At 73.1% G+C, this 15,371-nt stretch carries 14 protein-coding genes and 1 pseudogene; 6 read left to right on the top strand and 9 right to left on the bottom strand.

Translation table 11 applies throughout. The features are described from left to right. Positions 1–113: 113 nt before the first annotated feature. Genes VGN18_RS18150 through VGN18_RS18140 form a run of 3 tightly spaced genes read right to left on the bottom strand, consistent with a single transcriptional unit; the run spans position 114 to position 4,734 of the window. Positions 114–3,893 (bottom strand): ABC transporter ATP-binding protein, encoded by a 3,780-nt coding sequence (locus tag VGN18_RS18150; RefSeq protein WP_414655066.1) that lies wholly within the window; start codon positions 3,891–3,893, stop codon positions 114–116. Next, entirely contained in the window at positions 3,890–4,504 is a 615-nt protein-coding gene (locus tag VGN18_RS18145; RefSeq protein ID WP_327541129.1) for a hypothetical protein, read from the bottom strand. Before VGN18_RS18145 ends, VGN18_RS18150 begins: the two co-directional genes overlap by 4 nt. Next, entirely contained in the window at positions 4,501–4,734 is a 234-nt protein-coding gene (locus tag VGN18_RS18140) for a mycoredoxin (RefSeq protein WP_349259965.1), read from the bottom strand. The genes VGN18_RS18145 and VGN18_RS18140 overlap by 4 nt, the downstream gene beginning before the upstream one ends. Before the next feature lie 150 nt (positions 4,735–4,884). On the opposite strand from VGN18_RS18140, the gene VGN18_RS18135 reads away from it, so the two are divergent. Then, complete coding sequence (locus tag VGN18_RS18135; RefSeq protein WP_327541127.1) at positions 4,885–6,885, top strand: ATP-dependent helicase; 2,001 nt, start codon at positions 4,885–4,887, stop codon at positions 6,883–6,885. Here the strand turns inward: VGN18_RS18135 and VGN18_RS18130 are convergent. Beyond that, positions 6,813–8,396, bottom strand: a complete 1,584-nt coding sequence (locus VGN18_RS18130; protein ID WP_327541126.1) for an MFS transporter — start codon at positions 8,394–8,396, stop codon at positions 6,813–6,815. The genes VGN18_RS18135 and VGN18_RS18130 overlap by 73 nt on opposite strands. A gap of 141 nt (positions 8,397–8,537) precedes the next feature. After that, a complete protein-coding gene (locus tag VGN18_RS18125) occupies positions 8,538–8,819 on the bottom strand; it encodes a hypothetical protein (protein ID WP_327541125.1) in 282 nt (93 codons plus the stop codon). A gap of 329 nt (positions 8,820–9,148) precedes the next feature. On the opposite strand from VGN18_RS18125, the gene VGN18_RS18120 reads away from it, so the two are divergent. Continuing rightward, positions 9,149–9,436 (top strand): WhiB family transcriptional regulator, encoded by a 288-nt coding sequence (locus VGN18_RS18120; RefSeq protein WP_349259966.1) that lies wholly within the window; start codon positions 9,149–9,151, stop codon positions 9,434–9,436. 149 nt (positions 9,437–9,585) lie between these two features. Next, entirely contained in the window at positions 9,586–9,729 is a 144-nt protein-coding gene (locus VGN18_RS18115) for a hypothetical protein (RefSeq protein ID WP_327541123.1), read from the top strand. A gap of 60 nt (positions 9,730–9,789) precedes the next feature. Here VGN18_RS18115 and VGN18_RS18110 read toward each other — a convergent pair whose 3' ends face one another. From VGN18_RS18110 to VGN18_RS18100, 3 genes are all read right to left on the bottom strand, one after another. After that, complete coding sequence (locus tag VGN18_RS18110; RefSeq protein WP_327541122.1) at positions 9,790–9,975, bottom strand: hypothetical protein; 186 nt, start codon at positions 9,973–9,975, stop codon at positions 9,790–9,792. A 79-nt stretch (positions 9,976–10,054) separates the two neighbouring features. Beyond that, positions 10,055–11,386 carry an ABC1 kinase family protein gene (locus tag VGN18_RS18105; RefSeq protein ID WP_327541121.1) on the bottom strand — a complete coding sequence of 444 codons (1,332 nt, stop codon included), beginning with the start codon at positions 11,384–11,386 and terminating at the stop codon, positions 10,055–10,057. 62 nt (positions 11,387–11,448) lie between these two features. Beyond that, a complete protein-coding gene (locus VGN18_RS18100; RefSeq protein WP_327541120.1) occupies positions 11,449–12,528 on the bottom strand; it encodes a hypothetical protein in 1,080 nt (359 codons plus the stop codon). 252 nt (positions 12,529–12,780) lie between these two features. Here VGN18_RS18100 and VGN18_RS18095 point away from each other — a divergent pair, with 252 nt between their 5' ends. Then, the gene (locus VGN18_RS18095; protein WP_327541119.1) at positions 12,781–13,368 is read left to right on the top strand and encodes a M48 family metallopeptidase; all 588 of its coding nucleotides are present in this window, start codon (positions 12,781–12,783) and stop codon (positions 13,366–13,368) included. Positions 13,369–13,371: 3 nt separating this feature from the next. Here the strand turns inward: VGN18_RS18095 and VGN18_RS18090 are convergent, their stop codons facing one another. Beyond that, a complete protein-coding gene (locus VGN18_RS18090; RefSeq protein ID WP_327541118.1) occupies positions 13,372–14,712 on the bottom strand; it encodes a zinc-dependent metalloprotease in 1,341 nt (446 codons plus the stop codon). Positions 14,713–14,866: 154 nt separating this feature from the next. On the opposite strand from VGN18_RS18090, the gene VGN18_RS18085 reads away from it, so the two are divergent. Together VGN18_RS18085 and VGN18_RS18080 are read left to right on the top strand one after the other, a co-directional pair. After that, positions 14,867–15,085, top strand: a complete 219-nt coding sequence (locus tag VGN18_RS18085; RefSeq protein ID WP_327541117.1) for a hypothetical protein — start codon at positions 14,867–14,869, stop codon at positions 15,083–15,085. Between the two features lie 34 nt (positions 15,086–15,119). Beyond that, positions 15,120–15,371: pseudogene (locus VGN18_RS18080) on the top strand (hypothetical protein); the annotation flags it as partial.

Below are 15,371 nucleotides of genomic sequence, written 5' to 3'. Positions count from 1 at the left end.
CTGCGGTGATCCGCCCCAGAAGCGCCTGACTCAAGATTCGCGCGGCAGCGGTACCGGACCGCCGTAGTGCGAATGCACGCAGAATGATGATCATGCCGGTGTCGGCGAGCGGATCAGTCCGGGGCGAACGCCGCTGCCCCGACCAGCTCGAAGGCCCGCCACATCCGGGCGTAACTGCCGTCGCGGGCGAGTAGCTCGTCGTGGGTGCCGACCTCGACGACCCGGCCGCGGTCGAGCATCGCGATCCGGTCGGCGGTGCGGGCGGTCTGCAGCCGGTGGGCGATGACGATGGTGGTGCGGCCGTCGGCGACCGAGCGCATGGCCGCGGTGACGTGCGACTCGGTGGCGAGGTCGAGGTTCGAGGTGGCCTCGTCGAGCAGCAGCAGCGCCGGATCGGCGAGCTGGGCCCGGGCCAGCGCGATGAGCTGCCGCTGGCCCGAGGACAGCGACCCGCCCCGCTCGCGCAGGTGGGTCAGGTAGCCGCCGGGCAGCGAGGCGATGACGTCGTGCGCGCCCACCGCCCGGGCCGCCGCCTCGACCTCGTGGTCGCCCGCCTCCGGCCGTCCGTAGGCGATGTTGTCGCGCACCGTGCCGGTGAACAGGAACGCCTCCTGCGGCACGTAGCCCAGGTGGCGCCGGAACCCGGCGAGGTCGAGCGTCCGTAGATCGTGGCCGTCGAGCGACACCCGGCCGTCGAGCGGGTCGTAGAAGCGGGCCAGCAGCTTGAGCACGGTCGACTTGCCGGCCCCGGTCTCGCCGACCAGGGCCACCGTCTCGCCCGCCGAGACCGAGAGCGCGAACTCGCGCAGCGCGTCCCCGCCGCTCGTGCCGGGGTAGGCGAAGCGCACGTCCTCGACCGCGACCGCGCCGTCGGGCGCATCGAGCGCGACCGGGGCCGCCGGTTCGGGGGTGAGTGGGTCGAGTGCCATCAGCTCGGCGATCCGCCGCACCGAGACACGGGTCTGCTGCCACGAGTCGAACACCTGGGACAGCTGCTGGATGGGGCTGAAGAACATGTCGATGTAGAGCAGGAAGGCGATGAGCGCGCCGACGGTCAGCGAACCCGAGCGGATCAGCGACGCGCCCACCCCGAGGACCAGCGCGTCGGCCACCGCGGCCAGGAACTGCACGCCCGGGAAGTAGACCGCTACGAGCCGCTGGGCCCCGATGCGCGACTCGAGGTAGGCGCGGCCGAGGTCGTGGAAGCGCCGGATCGTCGCCGCCTCGTGCGCGAACGCCTGCGACTCGCGCACGCCCGACAGGCTCTCCTGGAAGTCGGCGTTCACGGCCGCGATGCGCTCGCGCGAGACGTCGTAGAGGACGGTCGATCGGGCCCGGAACCAGACCGTCGCGACCGCCAGCGGCAGCATCACGCTCAGCGTGACCAGGCCGAGCTCGAGATCGACGAGGAGCAGCGTGACGCCGACGCCGACGAAGGTCACGAACGCGATCAGGGCCGACAGCAAGCCGTTGCTGACCAGCGACTCGAACTGGTCGACGTCGGTCGTCATCCGGGTCATGATGCGGCCCGCGAGCTCGCGCTCGTAGTAGTCCAGCGAGAGCCGCTGCAACTGCGCCCAGATGCGGATGCGCAACGAGAGCATGATCCGCTCGGCGGTGCGACCGGTGACGAAGGTCGAGGCGACCTTCACCAGCAGGTCGACCAGGGCGACCCCGAGGAAGGCCGCGGCGGCGGCGAGCAGGACCGATTCCGAGCCGTGCGCCACGCCGCTGTCGACGCCGATCTTGACGAGGAACGGCCCGGCCAGCCCGGCGACGGCGTCGAGCACGACGAGGACGAGCCCGATCAACAGCGGGCCGCGGAACTGGCGCAGCAGCCGGCCGAGCCCGAACTCCCGCTGGTGCCGGCTCTCGCGGGCGAGGTCGAGCACGGCGACGTCGCGGACCGGGGGCAGCGCCTCGACCTGCGCGACGAGTTGCGGGGTCGCCGGCAGGCCGCTGAAGATGCCGTTCGGTCCGCCGCTGTGCACCAGCCCGGCCCCGAGCCCGGCCGACGGTGCGACGGATCGGGCGGGTCGCGGGGCCGCGGTCTCGCGCCACGCCGAGGCGGTGACGCCGTCGCGGGTCAGCGCGGCCAGGGCCTCGATGCGGTCGCCCGCCCGGCGGGCCGGCTCGTCCTCCAGCCCGGACAGCAGGCTGCGGTAGAGCGGGCTGCGCTCGGTCAGCTCGTCGTGCGTGCCGTCGTCGACGACCCGGCCCCGCTCCAGAACGACGATGCGATCGGCCAGGTTGAGGGTCGACAGCCGGTGCGCGATGAGCAGGGTGGTGCGCCCGTGCAGCACCGCCCGCAGGCCGTCGTGGATCGCCTCCTCGGTGCGGGCGTCGACCGCGCTCGTCGCGTCGTCGAGGATGAGCACCGCGGGGTCGGCGAGGATCGCGCGGGCCAGGGCCACCCGCTGGCGCTGGCCGCCCGACAGGGTCAGGCCCCGCTCGCCGACGAGCGTCTCGTAGCCGGCGGGCAGCTCGGTGATGAAGTCGTGCGCCTGGGCGGCGCGGGCCGCGGCCTCGATCGCGGCGTCGGACGCGTCGGGCCGGCCGTAGGCGATGTTGGCCCGCACCGTGGCGGAGAACAGGAAGCTCTCCTCGAAGGCCACCCCGATCTGCCGGCGCAGCGAGTGCAGTCCGACCTCGCGCAGGTCGTGACCGTCGAGGCGCACGCTGCCGGAGTCGGGATCGTGGAAGCGCGACACCAGGGCCGCCACGGTCGACTTGCCGCTGCCGCTCGCGCCGACCAGGGCCACCCGCTCGCCCGGAGCGATGCGCAGGTCCACGCCGTCCAGCACCGGGCGGTCGAGGTCGTAGCCGAAGCGCACGTGGTCGAAGACGATCTCGCCGGCGACGGCCGGGAGCTCGATCGCGTCGGGCGCGTCGGTGATCGCGGGGCGGAGGTCGAGGAGCTGGAAGATTCGCTCGACGCCGGCCCGGGCCTGCTGGCCGACCGTCAGGATCGCGGCCAGCTGGCGGGCGGGCGCCGCGAACTGCCCGACGTAGGTGGAGAAGGCCAGGAAGGTGCCCAGCGTGATCGTGCCGTGCAGCGCGAGCAGCCCGCCGAACACCAGGATCGCGACCTGCGCGACGGTCGGGATCGCCTCGAGCAGCGGCTGGTAGCGGGCCTGCAGGCGGGTCGCCCGCAGCCGCGAGCCGTACAGCTTCTGGGCCGCCTCGGTGAGCCGGCCGAGTTCGCGGGCCTCCTGCCCGAACGCCTTGACGATGCGGACGCCGGTGACGCCCTCGTCGACGATCTGGGCGACGTCGCCCTCGCGCTGTTGCGCGTCCCAGGTGGCCGGGAAGACGCGTCGGCGCATGCGGTAGGAGACGACGAACAGGGCCGGCATGACGACCAGGGCGAGCAGCGCGAGCAGCGGCGACAGGACGAACATGACGCCGAGCGCCAGCACCACCATCAGCAGGTTGCCGATCATCAGCGGCAGGAAGCTCAGCAACCCCTGCACGAGCGCGGAGTCGGAGTTCGCGCGCGACACGAGCTGCCCGGTCGACATGCGGCTCAGCGCGGCCTGGTCCATGGACTGCAGGTGGTCGTGCATGGCGTTGCGCAGGTCGAACTGCACCTCCAGCGCCACCTGCCCGCCGCGGTAGCGCCGCACGTAGGCGAGGCCGAAGGCCAGACCGGCCGCGGCGAAGAGCAGCACGAGCCAGGGCCACAGCGCCCCCTGCTTCGCGACGACCACCTCGTCGACGATCTGGCGGGCGATGAGCGGGACCGTCGTCTGGGCCGCGCTGCCCCCGAGCGAGGCGACGAGGGCCAGGACGACGTTGCGCCGGTGCCGCACCACCTGACCCCAGAGCCGGCGCACCCACCCCGGCTCCTCGGTCACGTCCTCCACGGTAGGTCGACCGTCCGACAACATCATGAGAGCCCGCGCACCGCGGGGCGGCGGGGGTCCTCGAGCCGCACCACGACGTCGGCCAGGGCGGCGGGGTCGACCTCGGCCTCGTACCGCTCGTGCGCGGGCAGCGTCCACGCCTGGTCCGCGGCGGTGTGCCGGCTGCGGGCCGCGGGCGACATCGTCAGGTGGATCACCTCGTCGAACGGCAGGCCGAGACCGAGCAGGAACTCGCCGCTGACGAACAGCACGGTGCCGGCGTCGGCGCGGCGGACCGGTTCGCGGGTCGAGCGGTTCGTCGCCGGATCGCGCAGCGAGGGCAGGTAGGTGCCCTCGGCGCCGATCGGGACGAGCACCTCGCGGCGCAGCGCGTCGGCGTCGAGCCAGCCGAGATAGGACTCGATGTCCTCGTGGCCGTGTTCGAGACGCACGGACGCGTCGCGCCAGAACAGGCGCGCCGGCACGTGCCCGCTCGGCCGCCCCCGCGCCCGCAGGGCTTCCTGCACCTCGCCGACGAGATGCTCGGCGTGCGCGCACTCGGGCCCGTCGACGGCCACCCGGACGATGCCCGGTCGGCGGACGAGCCGGTCGGCGAGACCCTCGGTCAGCCGGTCAGGTGAGAGCGGGGTCCAGCTCAAGCCGCGAGCTTCGCCTTGACCTCTGTGACGCTCGGGTTCGTGAGCGCGGTGCCGTCGGCGAAGACGAGGGTCGGCACGGTCCGGTTGCCGCCGTTGACCTCCATCACGATCTCGGCGGCGCCGTCGGTGCGCTCGATGTCGACCTCGTCGTAGGTGATGCCCTCGCGGGCCAGGCCGCTCTTGAGCCGGGAGCAGAACCCGCACCAACTGGTCGTGTACATCGTGAACATCGGGGCAACCGCTCCTTCGCGCCGGGGGTGACGTGGGGCCAACGCCGCGGGGTTGCCCCGAATTCCGCTCCCCGCGCCGCCGCATGGCCGTCGCCACATGTCCACAGGCGCTGCCCGGAGTGTCGTGGTCCGCTGGCAGGATCGGTCCTCGTGCAGGATCCCGAGAGCGTGCTGGCTGGGCTCGACCCCGAGCAGCGTGAGGCCGCGTCCGCGGTGCGGGGTCCCGTCTGCATCCTCGCCGGCGCCGGGACGGGCAAGACCCGCGCGATCACCCACCGCATCGCCTACGCGGTGCGCAGCGGCGCGGTGCCGCCGGGGCAGCTGCTCGCAGTCACCTTCACCGCCCGCGCGGCCGGCGAGCTGCGCACCCGGCTGCGCACCCTCGGAGCCGGCGGCGTGCAGGCCCGCACGTTCCACGCGGCGGCGCTGCGGCAGCTGCAGTACTTCGCGCCGCGGATCCTGGGCGGCGGCACGCCCGAGGTCGTCGACAACCCGATGCGCCTCGTCGGCAACGCCGCTGCCCGGCTGCGGATGCGACTCGACCGCGCCGAGCTGCGCGACCTCACCGCCGAGATCGACTGGGCCAAGGCCGTGCTGGCCACGCCCGAGGCCTACCCCGGGATCGCCCGCGCCGCGGGGCGCGAGACGACCTCGACGCCCGACACCGTCGCCAAGCTCTACGCCGAGTACGAGCAGACGAAGCGACGCTCGGGCCAGATCGACTTCTCCGACCTGCTGCTCATCATGGCCGGCGCGCTCGAGGAGCTGCCCGACGTCGCCGAGGAGATCCGCAGCCGTTACCGGCACTTCGTGGTCGACGAGTACCAGGACGTCTCGCCGCTGCAGCAGCGGCTGCTCGACGCCTGGCTCGGTGATCGCACCGACCTCTGCGTCGTCGGCGACGCCAACCAGACGATCTACTCCTTCGCCGGGGCGACCCCCGATCACCTGCTGAACTTCCGGCGCCGTTTCCCCGATGCCGTGCTGGTGCGGCTGCACCGCGACTACCGCTCCACGCCGCAGGTGGTCGCGCTCGCCAACTCGCTGGTGCGCGGCGGCGACGCGGCGCTCACCCTCGTCGGCCAGCGGCCCGACGGCCCCGACCCGACCTTCGCCGAGTTCGACGACGAGCCGGCCGAGGCCGCGTTCGTCGCGGCGCAGTGCCGGCGCCTCGTCGAGGCCGGCACCCCGGCGGCGGAGATCGCGATCCTGTTCCGCATCAACGCGCAGTCCGAGGTGTACGAGGCCGCGCTGTCGCAGGTCGGCGTGCCCTATGTTCTGCGCGGGGGTCAGCGATTCTTCGACCGCGCGGAGATCCGCGAGGCCCGGCTGCTGCTGCGCGGTGCCGCCCGCAGCGGCGAGGAGACCACCGAGTCGCTGCCCGACGCCGTGCGCAGCGTGCTCGGCAGCCTGGGTTGGTACCCCGACAACGCCCCGCCCGGCGGCGCCGCGCGCGAGCGGTGGGAATCGCTGGCCGCCCTCGTCACCCTCGCCGACGACCTCCTGGCGGTCACGCCCGAGGCGCATCTCGATGCCTTCACCACCGAGCTCGACCAGCGGGCCGGCGCGCAGCACGCCCCGACCGTCCAGGGCGTCACGCTGGCGTCGCTGCACTCGGCCAAGGGGCTCGAGTGGGACTGCGTGTTCCTCGTCGGCCTGACCGACACCACGCTGCCGATCCAGCACGCGACGACCCCGGCGCAGCTCGCCGAGGAGAAGCGGCTGCTCTATGTCGGCATCACCCGGGCCCGCGAGCAGCTGGCCCTGTCGTGGGCGCTCGCGCGCAGCCCGGGGCAGCGCAAGGGGCGCCGGGCCAGCCGGTTCCTCGACGGGCTGCGGCCCGAGGTGCCGCGCGACTTCGCCCCGCGGGCGAAATCGAAGGCGCGGAAACCCGAGGCCGAGGACGCCGAGCTGTTCGGCCGGTTGCGCGCCTGGCGCAAGGCGCAGGCCGAGGCCCAGAAGGTGCCGCCCTACGTCGTGTTCAGTGACGCCACCTTGGTCGCCATCGCCGATGCCCGCCCCAAGAGCCGGGCCGGGCTCGCCCAGATCACCGGCGTCGGTCCGACCAAGCTGACCCGCTACGCCGAGCCGGTGCTCTCGGTGCTCGGCGGTGCCGACCCGGCCGACGTCGAGCCGGTCGACGTCAGCTGATCGGAGTCCGGCTCGGGCGCGGGCTCCTTCACCAGCGCGGCCGCCACCCCGGCGAGCACGATCAGGACGATCGCCACTGCCAGCGCGAGTTGCAGCCCGTCGAGGAAGGCGCGGACGAATGCGTCCGGGATGTTGGACAGGTCGAGGCCGTCGGAGCTGCCGCCGGTCTCGAGCGCCTTGAGCACGCTGTCCTTCGCCCCGCCCAGCAGGGGACCGGTGAAGAACTCGCTGACCGCCCGGGTCAGGTGCGAGTTGATGATCGCGCCGAGTGCGGCGACGCCGACGACGGCGCCGAGCTGGCGCGCGGTGTTGGTGGCGGAGGCGGCCATGCCGGAGTGCCGGGCCGGGATGTGCGTGAGCACGGCCGAGGTCAGCGGCACCACGGTCATGCCGAACCCGACACCGGCGAGCGCGAGCGCCAGCGCGAGCAGCGCGAACGTGAGTGAGTTGCCGTGCCCGAGCTCGACGCGGGCCAGCAGCATGCCGAGGGCGGCGATGACGCAGCCGGTCACTGTCGGGGCCCGCGTGCCGGCGCGGGCCACCCACCGGCCGGTGGCGACACCGCCGACGACGATCGCCGCCGCCATCGGCGCGAACATCTCGGCGAGCCGCAGCCCCGAGTAGTGCTGCCCGATGTCGAGGTAGAGCGCGGTGAAGAAGAAGATCGCGAAGACGCCGAAGTAGACGGCGAAGGCCGAGAAGAGCGCCGACGAGACGATCGGACGTCGCACGTACCGCAGGTCGAGCAGCGGGCTGCGGGCACGCGTCTCGACCGGTACGAACGCGACCAGGCACAGACCGCCGAGCGCGAACAGCGCGACGATCCACCACGTGCCGAACCCTTGGTACTCCCCGGAGATCGCGGCGTAGATGACGAACCCGAGGCCGGCCGCGCCGAGCGCGGCGCCGGCGAGATCGAGGCGTCCCGGCTGCGGGTCGCGGCTCTCGGGGACGAACGCGAGCACCGCGGCGAGCACCCCGAGTGCGGCGACCAGGTTGAACCAGAACACCCAACGCCAGTCGGAGACGCCGACGATCACGCCGCCGATGACCGGGCCGAGCGCGAGCGCCAGCCCGGACACCGCCGACCACGCCCCGAGCGCCCGGGCCCGCGGGCCGCGCTCGGGGTACAGCTGCCGGATCACCGACAGCGTGCCGGGCTCCGAGGCGGCGGCCCCGATGCCCATCACCGCCCGGCCGGCGATGACCAGGGCCACGCCCGAGGCCAGGGCGCACAGCAGCGAGCCGACCGCGAAGGCCACGATGCCGGCGAGCATCAGCCGGCGGCGTCCGAACCGGTCACCCAGCGAGCCGCCGAGCAGCATGAGACTCGCGAAGGCAAGCGCGTAGGCGTTGATCACCCATTGCAGGGGGATCACGCCGGCGCCGATGTCGGTCTCGAGGCTGCCGAGCGTGACGCTCACGATCGTGGTGTCGAGGAAGGTCAGGAACAGCACGGCGAGGACGGTGCCGAGCGCCGCGGACGTCGGCCGGGCGGGAGCGGGGGCCATGGCGGCCAGTGTGTCAGGGCCAACCCCCGCACTTGTCCGCCCGTGTGGTCGTGATCGGCGCCGAAATCGCAGCCACACGAGCGGACAAGTCGATTTCGGGCCGGTGCGAATAAATGGGTTGCGGGCCGGTTTGGCCCCCCGTTAGCCTGCAGGCACACCGCACGCGATTCCGCGCGCGCACGAGTCGAAGAGGAGGTGGCCCGCGATGAAGAACACGAACACGATCGAGACGATCTCGATCCCCGCAGTGTTCCCGCCGGCCGTGCGTTCGCGCAGCCTCCTCCCGACCGCCGTCTCGCCGTTCGCGATGCCGACGCGGGTCGAGGGTTCGTGGCCGACGTGCACGCCGTCCCTGATCGCCCCGACCGCCAATGATCTGCAGGACACGTCTGTCCACGCAGGCACCAGCATCGTCCGGTTCACGGATGTCGTCCCGGCCACCGCCGGTCTCGGCGCCTACGCCGGCCGCAAGCAGGGCCGCCCACCTCGAGGAACATCCAGTTGACGAAAGTCAACGACAATGGCTCCTCGAGGCCGCGGCTCCCAGCTTGGGAACCGCGGCCTTTCTGTTTCTCCGACGCCGACCAGAACGGCACCCGACGTCACACCTACAAGCGATTGACCGTCAACCGAGTGATTCACGAACGCACGAGATCCATCCACATCAACCGAAGTGAAGGAGGTGACCCGACGTGTTGACCAGTTGCGCGATCGACGAGGTGAAGCCCCTCGACCAGATCGGCTTCGACGCGATCGGAATCGACCCGCTGGACCCACTCTCGAAGGAGTGCCCCGACGACGTGCCGTGCCGGGTGGAGAACCCCGACCTGTGGTTCGCCGAGACACCCGCCGACCTGGAGAGCGCAAAGTCGTTCTGCCAGGCCTGCCCGGCCCGCCTCGCCTGCCTCTCCGGCGCTCTCGAGCGTCGGGAGCCTTGGGGCGTCTGGGGCGGCGAGATCTTCGAGCGGGGCACGGTCGTGGCCCGCAAGCGGCCGCGCGGTCGTCCGCGCAAGGCCGATCGCACCGAGGTCGCCGCATGATCCTTTGTCCCTACGTCACGAAGGACCCAATCGGGATCGACCCGTCCGGGCGCGACCCGATGCACGCAAGAGCCAATGCCGTTCCGCCGACCCCACTTTCAAGGAGCATCACCATGTACGTCATGCATGAAGCACTCGCACGAGACCGAATGCGCGAGTCCCAACAGCGCTCGCGGGAGATGCGTCTGGCCCGCGAGCTCGCGGCCCGGCGCCGCTGGCACCGCGTGTCGCGCTACGCCCGGGCCGCCGAGTCGCGGCACGCCGAGCGTGTGCACGAGGCGTCGGTCCGCTGATCGCCCGCACCATCGAACGACGACGGCCGCCGGATCACCCGATCCGGCGGCCGCCGTCGTTCACCACCACTCCTGGTCGAGCTTCGCCTCGATCGAGCGGACGTAGCGCCGGGTGCAGTCGACGCAGACCCAGCGGGTGCGGTGCCCGGAACTCGTCTCGACCATGTCGGCCGACCAGGCCAGGGGCGGGTTGCCGTCGGCCTCCGGATCGGCCACCCGGCCGCAGAGCGAACACACGACGTCCATACCTGCCATTGCACCGCGGGACCCGGCCTCACGACAAGCACACCCAGGGGTGGGATCGTCCCGGCCGTCGAGCCGAGGCTCAGTCGCCGAGTTCGCCCGACGCGTGCGCGAAGCCGGGCTGCCAGTGCTCGGCGAGCGAGCGGTACGGCGCCGTCGCACCGAGCTGGCAGAGCACACCGATCGAACCGAGCGTGACCCGGTGGATCAGCAGGTAGGACGGTGGCAGGTTCAGCTGCCGCCCGACCCGGGCCTCCTCGCCGCGCGGATCGGCCAGGCGCGCGGCCTGGGTGCGCATCCACTCGCGGCTGAAGGTGAAGGACGGCTCGCGCAGCGGGTCGAGGATCGGGCCGAGGTAGTTCATCGCCTCGTCGGCGGTGATCTTCACGCCGGCCCGCACGAAGTGCAGGTCGCGCATGACCTGCAGCACGCCGTCGGCGTCCCCGTCGACGGCGAGGCGGGTCAGGCGGCCGAGCCCGACGGGGTAGCCGCCGGGCAGTCGCGCCACGGCGCCGAAGTCGACCACGCCCAGCCGGCCGTCGGGCAGCATCCGGAAGTTGCCCGGGTGCGGGTCGGCGTGCAGCAGCCCGGCCCGGCCGGGGGCCGAGTAGTGCAGCAGCGCCATCAGGGAACCGGCGGTGTCGCGGTCGTCCTGGCTGCCCGAGGCGATGATCGAGGACAGCTGGCGCCCGTCCATCCACTCGCTGATGATCGCCTTCGGCGCGCTCGCCACGATGCGCGGGATCGCGATCTGCTCGTCGTCGGCGTACGCGGCGGCGAACGCCCGCTGGGCGTCGGCCTCGAGGGTGTAGTCGAGCTCCTCGAGCACCCGCTCCTTGAGCTCGGCGAGCAGCGGCTTGACGTCGAGGCCGGGGGAGATGCGCGCGAACAGCCAGGCCAGCCGGGTGAGCTGGGTGAGGTCGGCCATCAGGGCCGGGCCGGCGCCGGGGTACTGCAGCTTGACCGCGACCTCGCGGCCGTCGGACCACACCGCGCGGTGGACCTGGCCGATGCTCGCCGCCGCGGCCGGGACGTCGTCGAAGTGGGTGAAGCGTTCCCGCCAGCGGCGGCCGAACTGCTCGTCGAGCACCTTGTGCACGGTGGCCGCAGGCATCGGCGGCGCGGCCTCCTGCAGCTTGGTGAGCGCCTCGCGGTACGGGGCGGCGCTGTCCTCGGGCAGCGCCGCCTCGAAGACCGACAGGGCCTGGCCGAGCTTCATCGCTCCGCCCTTGAGCTCACCGAGCACGGTGAACAGCTGTTCGGCGGTACGGGCCTGCAGCTCGGCGGTGACGTCCTCGGCCGAACGGCCGGTCATCCGGCGGCCGAGACCGACAGTGGCGCGGCCGGCGACGCCCAACGGCAGGGATGCCAACTTCGCCGTCCGAGCCACGCGCCGCTGGGGAATGTCTGACACGGGTCCATTCTGCCCGTCCGCCCGACGAATGCCCTGCTGAGTGGGACTCCCCACGCCGAGGACTACCGGCCCGGATCGGCGGGCAGGGCGCAGTCGCAGTCGGGGTGTGGCGGCCGGCTGCGCCGGCGCAGGCGCCAGTCGGGCAGCCGCAGCTCGAGGGTGCCGTCGACGCAGGCCGGATCGCCGCCGTCGAGGAAGGCGAGCGCCTGCAGCGCGGCCGCCCCGACGACCACGGTGGACACCGCGACGTCGGAGCCCGAGCCGCCGCGGCGGGGCACGGTGAGCTGCACCGCGAGGGCCGACCAGGCCGGATCGCGATCGCGGCGGTGGAGATCGGCGCAGCGCAGACAACTGGTGAGCCCGGGCAGCACGAGCGGCCCGACCGTGCCGCGATCGGCGCCGAGCGACACCACGAGATGGGCGGCCCCGGCGGCGTGCAGCGCGACCCGGCGGTCGTCGTCGATCGGGGCGTCGATCGCCAGAACCGTGAGGTCGGGAGCCTGATCGGGCGGTGGCGGCGTCGTGTCGACCTCCGGCGCGGCCCGGTGCAGCGCGGTGTCGGCCGCGACCGAGAGGTCGAGACCCTCGTCGCCCGGCAGCACGCCCCCCGGCATCGCCTGGTGCAGCCGGACCGTGCCGCCGGCGACACAGTGCACCCGCCCGACCCCGGCCGCGGCCAGCACGGCGCCGAGGTGAGCCGCGGCCCGGCTGCGGCCGTGCACGACCACGCTCGCCTGGCCGCGCGCGGCCAGCACCTCGGCGGCCCGCTCGGCATGGGTGACGGCCAGGGCGGTGAGCTCGCCGGCCAGGCGCGGATGCGGCGGCGCGCGGCGCGGGTCGCTGTGGTCGCCGGCCGGCCCGGGCTCGCGGTACTCCCCGGATTCCGGGATGCGCGGCCAGAGGTAGCCGGCGTCGGCGAGGTCGACCAGGGCGCGGGTGATCGCGGGGTCGCTCGCCGCCGGATCGGGGGGCGGGTGGTGGGCGACGACCCGGCTCACGGCCGAGGCCGGCAGGCCCTCGACGACGACCGCCTGCTCGCCCAGTTCGAGGTGGATCGAGTGCGGGGAGCGCCACAGCAGCCGGGTGGCCGGTCCGAGCACGAAATCGTCGCCGCTCGGCGCCGGGTCGTCGATGATGGTCACGGCGCCGACGCTGCCACGCGCCGGTCGCGCCGAGCGGGTTGTCCACAGCCCGGATCGCCGCGATCGGATGGCCGGCCGGTGGGGCGTATCTGAACGGACGGTAACCCTGAAGTGAATGTCCACACCTGTGGATAACTGTGTGGACAAGGCGGCTCACGCTGTGGAAACCAGGGAACAACTGTGGACGAAACGCCCGGCTATCGGCCTGATGTCCGAGCCGGTGGTTAGCGTGTCGTCCGTGCGGAGTGAGTCATGGTGACCCCGAACCCGACCCCGATCGAGGTCCGGCGCAGCGCGAAGCGGCGACGCACCGTGTCGGCCTACCGCGACGGCGCCCGCATCGTCGTGCTCATCCCGGCCCGGTTCACCGCCGCCGAGGAGCGCGAGTGGGTCGAGAAGATGGTCGCGCGGGTCGAGGGTTCGCGCCCGCGCCGTCGCCCGGGCGATGCCGCGCTGGCCCGCCGGGCCGCCGAGCTGTCCGAGCGCTACCTCGACGGTCGCGCCGTCCCGGCGAGCGTGCGCTGGGTGCCGGCCATGCGCACCCGATGGGCGTCGTGCACCCCGGCCGACCGCACCATCCGGCTCTCCCGCCGCCTGCAGGAGATGCCGGTCTGGGTGCAGGACTACGTGCTGGTGCACGAGCTGGCGCATCTGCTCGAATCCGGGCACGGGCCGCGGTTCTGGCGCCTCGTCGAGCGCTACCCGCGCACCGAGCGGGCGCGGGGCTACCTCGACGGGGTGAGCGCCGCGGCGAACCTGCCCATCGCCGACGACCTGGCCGACGACCTGGCCGACGACCTCACCGGCGACGCGGCCGAGGACGCCGCCGACGCGGGGTAGCGCTCAGCCGGCGGTCGTCCCCGGCTGCTCCGGGCCCGCCTCGCCGTTCCCGGGCTCCGGGTCGTTCGCCTCGGTCTGCTCCGCGGCCTTCGCCTGCTCGGCCGCGAGCTCGGCCTCCAGGCCGCTCAGATCGTCCGGCGCGGTGAAGCTGCCCTCGGCCACGCTCTTCTCGCCGAAGCCCAGCGGGTCGTCGAGGTCGTCGGCGGTCGGCAACAGGTCGGGGTGCGACCAGATCGCGTCGCGCCCGCTCACGCCCTGCTTCTCGGTGACGCTCCACCACAGCGCGGCGGCGTCGCGCAGCCGGCGCGGGCGCAGCTCGAGGCCGACCAGGGTCGCGAAGGTCTGCTCGGCCGGCCCGCCCGAGGCGCGGCGGCGCCGCGAGGTCTCGCGCAGCGCGTCGGCGCCGGGCATCCGCTCGCCGGCCGCGGCGGCGACGACGGCGTCGACCCAGCCCTCGACGAGCGCGAGCAGCGTCTCGAGCCGGCGCAGCGCCACCTGCTGTTCGGGGGTCTGCTGGGGCGCGAACAGTCCGCCGTTGAGCGCCTCCTGGATGCCCTCGGGGTTCATCGGGTCGAGGCCGCGCATCGACTCCTCGATCGCCGACATGTCGATGGTGATGCCGCGGGCGTAGGTGTCGACGGTGTCGAGCAGGCGCTGCCGCAGCCACGGCACGTGCGCGAACAGCCGCTGGTGGGCCGCCTCGCGCAGGGCCAGGTAGAGCCGGATCTCCTCGGCCGGCCGCTCGAGGCCCTCGCCGAACGCCGCGATGTTCTGCGGGATCAGCGCGGCCACGCCGACCGGGCCGAGCGGGATGCCGATGTCGGTCGACGACACGACCTCCTGGGCCAGCCCGCCGAGCCCCTGCCCGACCTGGGCGCCGAACATCAGGCCGCCGACCTGCTGCATGATCCCGGCGACCGGATTGCCGGCGCCGAGCGCCTCGATCTGTTCCTGCGGGATCGCCGACGACATCGCCGCCACCACGCGCGAGGCGACCGGCTCGACGAGTGCCGACCACACCGGCACGGTGCGCTCGAGCCACTCCTGCCGGGTCCACGACTCGATGGTCTGGATGCCGGACGGCAGGTCGGTGGCGTCGTCGAGCCAGTGGTCGGCGAGGCGGAGGGACTCCGCGACACCGGTGCGGTCGGCCGGGCTCACGATGGTGCTGGAGTCGGCCATCGTGGACACCGCGAGCTGCTTGGCGAGATCCCAGTTCACCGGGCCGCCGGACCAGTTCAGCAGCTTCTGCAGCTCGGCGAACATGTTCATGCCGCCGAACGGGTTGTTCGGGTCGTCGCCACCACCGCCACCGGGTAGGCCGAAGCCGAAGGGCAGGTTCATCGGACGGGCTCCGTTCGGACGGCGTCATCGAGGTCGTGCAGAGCGCGGTACATGCACCCCACGCTAGTAGCGACGAACCGGAGCCGCAGACCGTTCCGCGCCGCCCCCGCGTTGCGCTCACAGCGAACCGTTCGGCGCCGGTACCGTCCGCCGGGTGAGCTGGGTTCTGTGGCTGTCGGTGCCGGTCGTCGCCACCGTGCTCGCCGCGCTGTGGTCGTGGGTGCGTTCGCGGCCCGCCCCGACGCCGAACACGGCCGAGTCGATGCAGGCGCACAGCGAGTACCTCGACGCGCTCGTCCAGACGGCCCGCTCGAAGGATCGGGGCCACGTGTCGCCCGCGGGCGCCGACGGGACGATCACACCCGGCGACTGATCGGCCGCCGAACCCCGGCAGTTACGCTGCCCGGGTGGTCCGCCTGCCGTCCGTCGACCGAATCCCCGGAGGTCGCGGCTTCGCCTCCCTGAGCCGCCGGGTCCGCACCCTGATCGTCACCACGATCGTCTTCCTCGTGCTGTTCGTGCTGGCGCTGACGCTGCCGGTGCCGTACGTGATCCTCTCGCCCGGCCCGACGTACAACACCCTCGGTTCGGACGACTCGGGCAACGTCATCATCACCATCGACGGCCGCACGACGAACAAGACGTCGGGCCACCTGAAC

Origin of the sequence: Jatrophihabitans sp. (assembly GCF_036000465.1) — a bacterium.
Taxonomy (GTDB): domain Bacteria; phylum Actinomycetota; class Actinomycetes; order Mycobacteriales; family Jatrophihabitantaceae; genus Jatrophihabitans.
The sequence above is the reverse complement of the archived record's forward strand: the minus strand, read 5'-3'. Positions and strand labels throughout refer to the sequence as shown.

Bases quoted from the DNA above. Each gene is read 5' to 3' on its own strand.
- VGN18_RS18090 (WP_327541118.1), bottom strand. From the start codon at position 14,712: ATGAACCTGCCCTTCGGCTTCGGCCTACCCGGTGGCGGTGGTGGCGAC.
- VGN18_RS18115 (WP_327541123.1), top strand. From the start codon at position 9,586: ATGCGCGAGTCCCAACAGCGCTCGCGGGAGATGCGTCTGGCCCGCGAG.
- VGN18_RS18140 (WP_349259965.1), bottom strand. From the start codon at position 4,734: ATGTTCACGATGTACACGACCAGTTGGTGCGGGTTCTGCTCCCGGCTC.
- VGN18_RS18095 (WP_327541119.1), top strand. From the start codon at position 12,781: ATGGTGACCCCGAACCCGACCCCGATCGAGGTCCGGCGCAGCGCGAAG.
- VGN18_RS18150 (WP_414655066.1), bottom strand. From the start codon at position 3,893: ATGATGTTGTCGGACGGTCGACCTACCGTGGAGGACGTGACCGAGGAG.
- VGN18_RS18130 (WP_327541126.1), bottom strand. From the start codon at position 8,396: ATGGCCCCCGCTCCCGCCCGGCCGACGTCCGCGGCGCTCGGCACCGTC.
- VGN18_RS18110 (WP_327541122.1), bottom strand. From the start codon at position 9,975: ATGGACGTCGTGTGTTCGCTCTGCGGCCGGGTGGCCGATCCGGAGGCC.